11 protein-coding genes and 4 tRNA genes are annotated in these 11,613 nt (G+C 59.2%); all 15 read right to left on the bottom strand.

The annotated features are described in order from the left end of the window. Positions 1-186 precede the first annotated feature (186 nt). Positions 187-558 (bottom strand): 50S ribosomal protein L7/L12, encoded by a 372-nt coding sequence (rplL, locus tag SJI03_RS07020; RefSeq protein ID WP_034753136.1) that lies wholly within the window; start codon positions 556-558, stop codon positions 187-189. Positions 559-625: 67 nt separating this feature from the next. Next, the gene (rplJ, locus tag SJI03_RS07015) at positions 626-1,165 is read right to left on the bottom strand and encodes a 50S ribosomal protein L10 (RefSeq protein ID WP_034753621.1); all 540 of its coding nucleotides are present in this window, start codon (positions 1,163-1,165) and stop codon (positions 626-628) included. A 319-nt stretch (positions 1,166-1,484) separates the two neighbouring features. Then, a complete protein-coding gene (gene rplA, locus SJI03_RS07010; protein ID WP_034753134.1) occupies positions 1,485-2,180 on the bottom strand; it encodes a 50S ribosomal protein L1 in 696 nt (231 codons plus the stop codon). Next, positions 2,180-2,614: a 50S ribosomal protein L11 gene (gene rplK, locus SJI03_RS07005; protein WP_034753131.1), complete on the bottom strand. Its 435-nt coding sequence runs from the start codon at positions 2,612-2,614 to the stop codon at positions 2,180-2,182. The genes rplA and rplK overlap by 1 nt, the downstream gene beginning before the upstream one ends. Before the next feature lie 115 nt (positions 2,615-2,729). Beyond that, on the bottom strand, positions 2,730-3,356 hold the full coding sequence (nusG, locus tag SJI03_RS07000; protein WP_034753130.1) for a transcription termination/antitermination protein NusG: 627 nt from the start codon (positions 3,354-3,356) through the stop codon (positions 2,730-2,732). Next, positions 3,356-3,739 carry a preprotein translocase subunit SecE gene (gene secE, locus SJI03_RS06995; RefSeq protein WP_035823944.1) on the bottom strand — a complete coding sequence of 128 codons (384 nt, stop codon included), beginning with the start codon at positions 3,737-3,739 and terminating at the stop codon, positions 3,356-3,358. Before secE ends, nusG begins: the two co-directional genes overlap by 1 nt. A 32-nt stretch (positions 3,740-3,771) precedes the next feature. Beyond that, positions 3,772-3,847: transfer RNA gene (locus SJI03_RS06990), tRNA-Trp, on the bottom strand. Positions 3,848-3,912: 65 nt separating this feature from the next. After that, complete coding sequence (tuf, locus tag SJI03_RS06985; protein WP_100875273.1) at positions 3,913-5,103, bottom strand: elongation factor Tu; 1,191 nt, start codon at positions 5,101-5,103, stop codon at positions 3,913-3,915. Positions 5,104-5,191: 88 nt separating this feature from the next. Next, positions 5,192-5,266, bottom strand: a tRNA-Thr gene (locus tag SJI03_RS06980). Positions 5,267-5,309: 43 nt separating this feature from the next. Further along, positions 5,310-5,383 (bottom strand) — tRNA-Gly (locus tag SJI03_RS06975). A 63-nt stretch (positions 5,384-5,446) separates the two neighbouring features. Beyond that, a tRNA-Tyr gene (locus SJI03_RS06970) sits at positions 5,447-5,531 on the bottom strand. Between the two features lie 233 nt (positions 5,532-5,764). Then, positions 5,765-7,411 carry a response regulator gene (locus SJI03_RS06965; protein ID WP_322426664.1) on the bottom strand — a complete coding sequence of 549 codons (1,647 nt, stop codon included), beginning with the start codon at positions 7,409-7,411 and terminating at the stop codon, positions 5,765-5,767. A gap of 133 nt (positions 7,412-7,544) precedes the next feature. Then, on the bottom strand, positions 7,545-9,140 hold the full coding sequence (locus tag SJI03_RS06960) for a DUF3369 domain-containing protein (protein ID WP_099377894.1): 1,596 nt from the start codon (positions 9,138-9,140) through the stop codon (positions 7,545-7,547). A 63-nt stretch (positions 9,141-9,203) separates the two neighbouring features. Then, positions 9,204-10,289 (bottom strand): J domain-containing protein, encoded by a 1,086-nt coding sequence (locus SJI03_RS06955; RefSeq protein WP_322426663.1) that lies wholly within the window; start codon positions 10,287-10,289, stop codon positions 9,204-9,206. A gap of 149 nt (positions 10,290-10,438) precedes the next feature. Beyond that, positions 10,439-11,590 carry a class I SAM-dependent methyltransferase gene (locus tag SJI03_RS06950; protein WP_322426662.1) on the bottom strand — a complete coding sequence of 384 codons (1,152 nt, stop codon included), beginning with the start codon at positions 11,588-11,590 and terminating at the stop codon, positions 10,439-10,441. Positions 11,591-11,613 lie beyond the last annotated feature (23 nt).

Raw genomic sequence — 11,613 nt, 5'->3', positions numbered from 1 at the left:
CACCGCTGCGTGTGACACAGACGAAACCTCAAGGCTCTGCTTTCCGGCTTGAATCGAATAAAAACTGCTGCTACAACTACATGACAAATACGATGCAGACGACAAAGGAGCCAAAGTCGGATTTCCCCCCTTGCGAGGGGAAACCTCAGACTTTGACTCGGGCGCTAACTGCCGCCGGTACAGATATTACTTGATCGAAGCGGTTGCGCCGGCTTCTACCAGTTTCTTCTGTGCTGCTTCAGCGTCAGCTTTCGACACTGCTTCTTTCACAGTTTTTGGTGCGCCATCGACCAGGTCTTTAGCTTCTTTCAAGCCCAGGCCGGTGATTTCGCGAACTGCTTTAATAACGCCAACTTTGTTTGCGCCGAAGGTGTCAAGGATGACGTTGAATTCGGTTTGTTCTTCAGCAGCTGCTGCTGGGCCTGCTGCAGGACCGGCCGAAGCCATTGCTGCTGCGGACACGCCGAATTTTTCTTCGAATGCTTTAACCAGGTCGTTCAGGTCCATTACGGACATGGCGCTAACTGCTTCCAGGATATCGTCTTTGCTAATTGCCATTTTGAAACTCCTAAATTTATTACGTTAGTTACATCAGATTGGTACTGAGAGAAAAAAGCGCGCGCAATTAAGCGGCTGCTGGGGCTTCTTCTGCTGCTGCTTCTGCAGGAGCTTCGGCGCCTTCGCCTTTTTTCGCTGCCAGGGCAGCCAGACCACGTGCAAAGCCCGAAACCGGAGCCAGCATAACGCCCAACAACTGCGAAATGAGGACTTCACGGCTAGGAATGCTCGCCAACGCGGTGACAGCAGCTGTATCCAGCGGCTTGCCTGCGTAGTTACCTGCTTTGATGACCAGTTTGTCGTTGGTTTTAGCGAAGTCAGCGATGACTTTAGCTGCTGCAACGGCATCGGCCGAGATCGAGTAGATCAACGGGCCGGTCATGGCATCTGCCAGGCTGGCGAATGCGGTACCTTCAACGGAGCGACGAGCCAGAGTGTTTTTCAACACACGCAGGTACACGCCTTGGGCACGCGCTTTAGCACGCAGTTGCGTCAAGTGACCAACCTGGATGCCACGATATTCGGCCACGACGATCGTTTGCGCATTTGCTACTTGTGCGGAAACTTCGGCGACGACGGCCTTTTTGTCATTCAGATTGAGACTCACGGTCAACCTCCTTAAATGATGTTCGGCAATCACAACCGAGTGGTTGAGCGCCTTGCATCGGTTCGAACACGGCGTCCGAAGTCAAGAAGTACTAAACTGAGCGGATGGATTCACGCAGCATGAGGACTACAAAACTTGTTCGGGTACACCATCTGCGTTGGGCACCTGCCGTTGCCGGCAAGCCTATTAACCTTCTGCATGTGCCATCGCAGTCGGCCCAACGGTCTTTGATTGTCTGCCTGCCTGGTGCGAACACCAGGCAGACAGCCCAAAGATGCGCCCACAGCGCCCGAAGGCGCGTGGGACTTGATTCTGTTACTTAAGCTGCCAGGCTAGCCTGGTCAACACGGACGCCAGCGCCCATGGTCGACGACAGCGAAACTTTGCGCAGGTACACGCCTTTGCTCGATGCTGGCTTGGCTTTGTTCAGTGCGTCGATCAGTGCGACCAGATTCGACTTCAGATCTGCGTCAGCGAACGATTTACGGCCGATGGTAGCGTGGATGATACCGGATTTGTCGGTACGGTACTGAACTTGACCGGCTTTCGCGTTTTTCACGGCGGTAGCGACGTCAGGAGTAACAGTGCCAACTTTCGGGTTAGGCATCATGCCGCGTGGGCCCAGGATCTGACCCAGGGTACCAACGATACGCATGGTATCTGGCGAAGCGATAACGATGTCGAAAGGCATGTCGCCGGCTTTGATCTGCTCAGCCAGGTCTTCCATACCAACGATGTCGGCGCCAGCTGCTTTGGCAGCTTCCGCTTTTTCGCCCGACGCGAATACAGCCACGCGTACGGTTTTGCCGGTACCAGCTGGCAGCACGACGGAGCCGCGCACCACTTGGTCGGATTTCTTAGGATCAACACCCAGTTGTACCGATACGTCGATCGATTCATTGAACTTGGCCGTTGCGCACTCTTTGATCAGAGCGACAGCGTTGTCGAAAGCGTACACTTTGGTACGGTCGACTTTGGCTTTCAAAGCCTTGATACGTTTGGATAACTTAGCCATTATACAACACCTTCCACCGTGATACCAATCGAACGAGCGGAACCAGCGATGGTGCGTACAGCAGCATCCATGTCGGCAGCGGTCAGATCAGGGGTTTTCAATTTAGCGATTTCTTCAGCTTGTGCGCGGGTCAGCGTACCGACTTTGTCGGTATGTGGCTTCGGCGAACCTTTGGTGATCGCAGCAGCTTTTTTGATCAGGTAGGTTGCTGGAGGCGTCTTCATCACGAAGGTGAAGGACTTGTCAGCGAACGCGGTGATCACGACTGGAATCGGCATGCCTGGCTCCAGACCTTGGGTCTGTGCATTGAAGGCCTTGCAGAATTCCATGATGTTCAGACCACGTTGACCCAGAGCTGGACCGATTGGTGGGGATGGGTTTGCTTTACCAGCTGGCACTTGCAGCTTGATAAAACCAATGATTTTCTTTGCCATGATGGCTCCTATCTTGGATTGAGTAGTAGCGCCCCGCCGATCCTACCCTGGCGGGGCTCCTCTGACCGGATTTTGCTGAGACTGCCGCAACGCTCCTGGTGGCGCTTGCTAATGCTTAAACTTTTTCGACCTGGCCGAATTCGAGCTCTACCGGGGTAGCGCGGCCGAAAATGGTGACCGAAACGCGTACTTTGGATTTCTCGTAGTTGACTTCTTCGACATTGCCGTTGAAATCGGTGAACGGGCCATCCTTGATACGGACTTGCTCGCCCACTTCGTACAAGGTTTTTGGACGGGGCTTTTCAACACCTTCCTGCATCTGCTTCATGATGCCGTCGATTTCGCGCGCGGAGATCGGCGTCGGCTTGTTCGACTTGCCACCAATGAAACCGGTAACCTTGCTGGTGTTCTTGACCAAGTGCCAGCTCTCGTCCGTCATTTCCATTTCAACCAGCACATAGCCAGGATAGAAACGACGCTCGGTGACGGACTTCACGCCATTCTTGACTTCGACAACTTCTTCGATCGGCACCAGGATCTGGCCGAACTGGTCTTGCATGCCCGCGCGCTCGATGCGCTCGGTCAGTGCGCGCATGACGCTTTTTTCCATGCCGGAATAAGCATGCACGACATACCAGCGCTTGCTGCTCACTGGCACGCTCAGCGCTGCACCAGTGTCCGCTACCGGAGCGTCGCCCGGAACGGACTCGTCCGCCGCTTCATCATGCACATTTTCGCTCATTATTTTTTCCAACCCAGAATTACGTCATACAACAAAAACTCGAGCAATTTATCCGTGCCCCACAGGAAAATCGCCATGACCAGCACAAAGGCAAACACGATCGCAGTAATCTGCGTGGCTTCTTTGCGGGTAGGCCAAACGACTTTCTTGGTTTCGCGCACGGCTTCTTTGGCGAAATTGAGAAATTCACGGCCGGTCGTCGAGATATACAAGAGCGCAACAGCAATAACCAAACCAGCCACAAGCGCGCTTGCACGCACCAGAGCTGGTTGGCCTGCCAGGTAATAAAACCCGACTACTCCTGCAATCGCAGCCACTATTGCCAGCGCGACTTTTATCTTGTCACTCGACGTGCTAACGGTTTGCACGGATTGATTTGACATTTTTCTACTTTCGGTGCCCTGCACCTTGACGGTGGCAGGGACGGAGGGCATCGAACCCCCAACCTTCGGTTTTGGAGACCGACGCTCTGCCAATTGAGCTACGTCCCTACGTAAAACTTTCGAGGAGTGCTATTCTACCACCCAGGACGCCCCAGGTGGAAGCAAACATTTCCTTATGCGAGGATTTTTGCAACCACGCCGGCGCCGACGGTACGACCGCCTTCACGGATAGCGAAGCGCAGGCCTTCTTCCATCGCGATCGGGTTGATCAGCTTGACGGTGATCGACACGTTATCGCCTGGCATGACCATTTCTTTGTCTGCTGGCAACTCGATCGAACCAGTTACGTCCGTCGTGCGGAAGTAGAACTGTGGACGATAGTTGTTGAAGAATGGCGTATGACGGCCGCCTTCGTCTTTCGACAGAACATAGATCTCGCCGGTGAAGTGCGCATGCGGCTTGATCGAGCCTGGCTTGGCCAGAACTTGACCACGTTGCACGTCTTCACGCTTGGTGCCGCGCAGCAGCAGACCAACGTTGTCGCCAGCTTGACCTTGATCCAGCAGTTTGCGGAACATTTCCACGCCGGTGCAAGTCGTTTTGACGGTATCGATAATACCGACGATTTCGATCTCTTCGCCGACTTTAACAATGCCGCGCTCGATACGACCGGTGACCACGGTACCGCGACCCGAGATCGAGAACACGTCTTCCACTGGCATCAGGAATGCACCGTCAACAGCGCGCTCTGGCGTTGGGATGTACGAATCGAGGGCATCGGCCAGACGCAACACTGCATCCACGCCCATTTCGCCTTCTTTGCCTTCCAGCGCCATACGTGCCGAACCTTTGATGATAGGCACGTCGTCGCCAGGGAACTCATACTTCGACAACAGCTCGCGCACTTCCATTTCGACCAGTTCCAGCAGCTCTGCGTCGTCGACCAGGTCGCACTTGTTCAGGAACACGATGATGTATGGAACGCCAACTTGGCGGGCCAGCAGGATGTGTTCGCGGGTCTGTGGCATTGGGCCGTCAGCTGCGGAGCACACCAGGATCGCGCCGTCCATCTGGGCAGCACCGGTGATCATGTTTTTGATGTAATCGGCGTGGCCTGGGCAGTCAACGTGCGCGTAGTGACGCGATTCCGTTTCGTACTCGACGTGGGCGGTGTTGATCGTGATACCGCGCGCTTTTTCTTCTGGTGCTGCATCGATCTGGTCGTATGCTTTAGCTTCGCCGCCGAATTTCTTCGACAGAACCGTTGCGATTGCAGCGGTCAGCGTGGTTTTACCGTGGTCGACGTGGCCGATGGTGCCGACGTTGACGTGCGGCTTGGTCCGTTCGAATTTACCTTTTGCCATTTTGAACTCCTAATGATTTGATTAGATTGCTCAGGCACACGCCCGACGGTCTGGTTTGAATTGCTTCTGTGCTGCCTGCTGCGAATTCTGGTGCCCTTGACGTGGATCGAACACGTGGCCTCTCCCTTACCAAGGGAGTGCTCTACCACTGAGCTACAAGGGCTGTAATTTGTTGCATGCGATGCATCAAGCATCTGAACGGAAACTGGAGCGGGTGAAGGGAATCGAACCCTCGTCGTAAGCTTGGAAGGCTTCTGCTCTACCATTGAGCTACACCCGCGAGGTATCGTTCACTTTATCTTCACTTGCTTTTTGCTACTACCCAGTTTTCCTTGCAAAAACTTGGTGGAGGGGGCTGGATTCGAACCAGCGTACTCACAGAGAACAGATTTACAGTCTGTCGCCTTTAACCACTCGGCCACCCCTCCGCGGGAACCGCAGAGTATGAAGCATCTACTCACAACTGTCAACCTTATTTGCTGATGCCTGACTGCTGCATTTGCGTATAAAGAAGAAGTTGGCTGCTTCGGGGCGTGATTATAAGCTCCCGATTTGAGAATGTGCAAGGGTTGGCGAAAAAAAGTCGACTTTTTTTGGATTTTTTTTATCACCCCTGGCGGGAAGCCGCATTTTCCCGTCATGCACCCCGCATTTTTTCCATTTACCGGGCGTCAGGCGGATGCATCCAGGAGTTGCCCAGCGGCTTATATTTGCGCAGCAACTGCTGATGCAGGCCCGACAGCACGGGCAATTTGGGGTTGCGCGGATCCAGGCGGCGCACGCCGGCGATAAACGTCAGCGCCTGCTGCCCCATGCGTTCATCCCAGCCTTCGTGCTCCAGGCATTTCAGCACGGCCACGGCCGCATTGAAGACCACTTGCGGATTGTCGGGCAGGCGCGTAACGGCCTCGCCCATCAGATCGACAGCGCCGCGGAAATCGCCCTCTCCCGCCCTGGCGGCGCCGGCTGCCACCATGTCCGCCACTTCTTGGCGGCTTTGCCGCGCCAGCGCCTTGGCCAGCTCTTCGCGCCCGGCATGCTCGAAGACGGCCATGGCGCGCGTCATGGCCGCGCTGTCGGGCGCGTTGCGCATGACTTCGCGCATCACCTCGGCGGCGCCATCCTCGCGCCCATGCGCCAGGCAATGGCGCGCCAGTTCCGTTTTCAGCATGTTCGAGCCGCCCACGCTGTGGCGGTTAGCGGCCAGGGCCGCGTCCAGCGATTGCTGCAGGCGTTCCTCATTACCCGTATGCGCATGCAGCATGGCGCTGCACAGGGCGCTGCACAATTCCGCATTCTTTTGCCCGCCCATCGACTTGTCGAGGTCGCGGATCACGGCGCCCACCTGCAGCGGGTCGCCCTTGCGCACGAGGGTCTGCACCAGGCGCACATGGTCTTCGGGGTCGCGGAATTCCGAATACTTGGCCTTGCTGACGACCAATTTGAGGGATTTTTCCGCCATCTCGATATCGTCGGCCGCCAGGGCCGCCTCACCCAGGCGGCGCAAGCGGCGCACGGCGTGCGGCGACAGGGCTACCGCTTCGCTCAAGGCGGCCTGCGCCAGTTCCGGCTTGCCTAGCGCCAGGTGCGTGCGCGCCAGCCAGTCATACGCGTCGAGAAAACGCTTGTTGTTTTCCAGCAGCCCTTCCAGGGTGCCCTGCGCCGCTTCGTACTCGCCCAGCAGGAATTGCGTCTTGGCCTGTCCCAGGCGTGCCCAGCCGATAGACTTGGCTTCATACAGGCCCGCGTAGATCGGCTCGGCGTCGGCCGCCTCGCCCAGCAGCAAATGCAATTCCGCGCGCAGGCGCAGGAAATCCGTGGCGTAGCGGGGATACAGGCTGGCGCCCTCGGCGCAGGCGGCAATCGCCGCGCGCTCATTGCCCACGTCGATCAGCTCATACACGGGCACGAAGGCATTGCGCTTGTCCAGCGCGCGGCCGATGCGCTCGAGCATATTGTCAGCAGTGAAGGGCTTGAGGATGTAATCGGTGGGCAAGAGTTCGACGGCGCTGACCACCTTGGCGAAGCTGCCTTCGCCCGTGACCATGAAGAACATGGTCGACGCGTGCATCAATTTGTGGTGGCGCAAGTCTTCCAGCATCTGCTGGCCATCCTGCCCGCCGTCGAGATCGTATTCGCACAGGATCAGATCATACGATTTGCTGCCCAGCATGCGGATCGCCTGGCCGGAGCTGGCCGCGTCGTCGATCTTCGCCAGGCCGCACAGGTTGAGCATATTGTGCAGGCTGGCGCGCATGCCCGGATGCGGCTCGATGATCAGTGCGCTAAGGCCCTTGAGTTCTTTCATGTCGTGATGTCCGAAAACTCCGCGGCGCGCCACACTGGTGCGTGGCGCCAGCCAGCATGAGGCTGCCGAGTATATGACGGCGCCGCGCGCAAGGGAATGGCGGCGTGCCGAAAAAGGCCGACGAAGTTGCTGCTCAAGCGACAGCGCGCTCCGGATGCCACAGTTGCGGCTCATGGTCGATCAGTTCCAGCAGCGCCGTTACCACTTCCGGATCGAACTGGCTGCCGCTGCGCTGCTCGATGTATTCGCGCACCTGCGGATACGGCCACGGCTCCTTGTAAGGCCGCTCGTGCAGCAAGGCGTCAAAAACATCGACCACGGCAACGATGCGCGCGGCCACGGGAATGTCGCGCCCTTTCAGGCCGTTCGGATAACCGGCGCCATCGAAGTGTTCGTGGTGGCCGCCGGCGATCTGCGCGCCATACGTCAGGTAGCTGACGCCGTCGACCATGTTGGCGGCCCGTTCCAATATGGTGCGACCGACGCTGGCGTGCAGCTGCATCTGCGCCCGTTCCTCATCCGTATGCTTGCCCGGCTTCAGCAACACGGCGTCCGGCGTGGCCACCTTGCCCACATCGTGCAGGATGCTGGCCAGGCCGATCATGTCGAGCAACTGCGGGCTGAGCTCATCGGCGTAGACGCCGCGCTGCTGCATGCGGCGGGCGATGGCGTCGGACAACAGCTGCACCCGCCGCACGTGGCCGCCCGTGTCGCTGTCGCGGAACTCGGCCAGGTCGGCCAGCGCCACCACGGTCGCCTCCTGCGCCTTGCGCAGCTGGCCGAACATGTACAGGTTGTCGAAGGCGGCGGCGATACGCTGGCAAAACACTTCCAGCAAGTCGCGCTGGATCTGCGCCAGCGGCCACGGCGGCGTAACGGAAATGGCCAGCTCGCGATTGCCTTCCGTGTGGATGAACAGCACATTGGCCGGATGCTCGAACTGACTGCGCTTTTCCGCGAACGCCTTGTCGATGGTGGCGGTGAGCGCGTGGTCGGCCGGCAAGGCTTCCGACTCGGCCAGCATGGCATAGGTACCCGTGGCGGCCACCACCTCGGGTCGCCCGGCGCCGCCCTGCATCAGGCACAGCACGCCGTCGGCGCCCACGTCGAGGATGGCGCTGACCTGGTTCAGCACACCGGAAGCGAATTCGCGCAGGGAATGGATCTGGTACAGATTGGTGGCGCCGGCGAGGATCTTGCCCAGGCCGATGCGGCTGCGTTCGAGCATCATCAGGCTCTCGTAGGCGCGCAGGGCCGAAATGACGGTGGTAAACAGCTTTTGCGTCGTCAGTTCCGTCTTGGCCTTGTAATCGTTGATGTCGTATTCGATGATGACACGCTGCTCGGGCGCCTGGCCCGGCTGGCCCGTGCGCAGCACGACGCGCACGATGGAGTTGTTCAGGTCGGCGCGGATGCGCTTGGCGAGGATCAGGCCGGCGTCATCCGTTTCCATCACCACGTCGAGCAGCACCAGCGCAATATCGGGCGTGTCGCGCAGGATGTCGTACGCTTCGCGGCCGCTGTAGGCGGAAAACAGTTCCAGCTCGCGCCCCTTGAAGCTGACATTGCGCAGCGCCAGCCGCGTGACCGCATGCACGTCGACGTCGTCATCGACGATCAGGACACGCCACAGGCGCTGGTCAGGCGCGGCAAGCCCGGCTGGACTGGCCACCGGCTCATCTTCGTCGAGCAGCCAGTTATCATCTGCATCGGCTTTGAGGTCGGTCATGAATACTCCTAATGGATAAGTTCGATGTGGACGCTGCGTTGACGCATATCAAGCATAATCAGATTAGATGCTGCTTACAACAGGATTCTGCGTACCGCCTTCGCTGGCGGACGGCGACGATGCCGAGGCACCGCTGCGCGTGGCGCCGCCGCAATTGTCCTGGCCGGGCCCGACGGCCTGGTAACGCACTTCATACTTGCCCGCGCTGAGCTGCTCCACCAGCAGCTTGTCATACGCAAGGATGTACAGGTAGCGCACGTTCGAGCGCCGCTCCGTGTCAAACAGCTTTACGAACACGGGCGCGGCATTGCCGCTGTTATCGATGCTCACGGCCAGCTCATCGCCCTTGTTACCGATCGGGAATCCATCGACATAGCCGGAATGGGCCGGCCAGGGTTCACCATTTGGCGCCACCAGCGATGGGGACTCGGCCTTGCCTGCACCATCGCAGGCGGGCTGGCTGGCTTTCAAGCTCAGCTGGGAGACGGCCAGCACGCGGATCTCGGGCGTCTTCGCTTGCGGGGGTTCGGGCGCGTACGGCTTGCCCACGGCCCAGCTATCGACTGCCACGGCCTCGCCTTTCGGCGAAGACGCGGCACTGGCCGCTGGCGTGGCCGCTTCCGCATGGGGCTTGGCGCCATCGCGGGCCAGGCCGCTCCAGGCCGACGCCAGCGCGGCAGGCACGGGCTGAGACGTGTCGAGCATCAGCAAGGCGCCCAGCCAGCCCAGCAACAGGCAGACTAGCAAACTCAACCACCAGCGCCAATTGCGCCAGACGGGCGGCAAGCCGCGCCGCTCCTTGCCTTTCGACGGGGGAACGTCCTGCGCCCAGGCATGTTCATGCGGCTGGGCATGGCCTTTCGCGCGGCCATCGCGGCTCTTGCCTTCTTCCTGGTGGGTGCTTTCCAGCCATTCGATTTCCCACTCCTCGGCGGCGATCCACTCGTCGTGTTCCTTGCGGCGCTGGGGATCGGACAAGGTGCCATAGGCGCTGTTGAGGATCGCCATGATGCGGGCGGCCTTTTCGTCGCCGGGATTCTTGTCCGGGTGGTATTTCTGGCTGAGGGCTTTGTACGCGGCACGTATGACTTCCTGCGGCGCCAGGCGCGCCACCTTCAGGTTGTCATAGTGTGTATGTATCTTTCCCATCGTTCTATCTTGAAATCGGTGCGCGGCGACGGGTTCTTGCAGGATGGAACCGTGCTGTGTCGGTCATCATATACGATATGACAAGATAATAACCACCGGCGGACAGGAAATTGCAGGGCAACACTGCCCTGCCTTGATATTGCAGGCGCTTACAAGCGGTGACTGCGGTCGCTGGACAACAGCGCTTCCGGCAACGCCACCTGGTGCCCCACCACCAGCACCTTGAACAATTCCCCCATCTCGGCGGGCGACACCAGCTTTTGCACGGCGCTGGCTTGCGGCAAATAGGTCTTGACCTGTTCCGGATCGGTGCGCAGCAGCAAGTCGCCGAGGCCCGCGCCCAGCAGGAAGGACGCCTGGTTCATATAGGCGAGCACATCGAGGCCGGCATCCTGCGCCGCCACCGCCATGGCCGTGAAATCCACGTGGGCCGTGATGTCCTGCAAGCCGGGCAGATAAAACGGTTCCGCGTGGGCGTGATGGCGGTAATGGCACATCAGCGTGCCCGTGGCGCGCAAGTCCAGGTAATACTCATGCGCCGGAAAACCGTAATCGAACAGCACGGCCGCGCCACCCTTGCCATTGGTCAGCATGCGCGCCAGCGAGCGCATGAAGCCGCAGGCGACGCCATGAATTTCCGTGACATAGCCGACCGGCAAGGCATCGGCATCCGGCACCTGGGCGGCGATCTGCGCGGCCACGTCCGCGCCGGCAGGCCGTTCGACAAACACGAACTGGCCATCGGCGATACTGACGTCGAGTTCGCACCAGCCGGCGGGCGTCTTGCTGATCAGGTTGACGGGCATGGCGTCCAGCACTTCATTGCCGAACACGGCGCCCTCGAAACTGTCGGGAAAGCCGTCGAGCCACACCACTTGCGGGAAGGCGGCCAGGGCCAGCTCCTGGCGCGCGCGCAATTCGCCGGACAATTCGACGATCGCATACTGTTCGATAGCGATGCCGGCATTCGCCGCTTCCGTCAGGATATCGCAGGCCAGCTTGCCCGTGCCGGCGCCGAATTCGAGGATGCGCGGGGCCGTTTGCGCCATAATAGCGGCAGCCACATGGGCCAGGGTGGCGCCGAACAGGGACGAAATCTCCGGCGCGGTTGTAAAATCACCATCTTTGCCCAGCTTGGCGGCGCCGCCGCTGTAATAGCCGAGGTCAGGCGCATACAGCGCCAGCTCCATGAAGCGGACAAAGGGAATGGCGCCGTCATTGCGCGCGATTTCGGCGGCAATCAGGTGCTGCAAGGCATGGGACGCGGCCAGCGCGTCGCTATCGGGTGCGGGAAGAGACATTCCCGCATTGTAGCGAATCGGCG

Origin of the sequence: Janthinobacterium sp. GMG1 (assembly GCF_034427795.1) — a bacterium.
Taxonomy (GTDB): domain Bacteria; phylum Pseudomonadota; class Gammaproteobacteria; order Burkholderiales; family Burkholderiaceae_D; genus Janthinobacterium.
The sequence above is the reverse complement of the archived record's forward strand: the minus strand, read 5'-3'. Positions and strand labels throughout refer to the sequence as shown.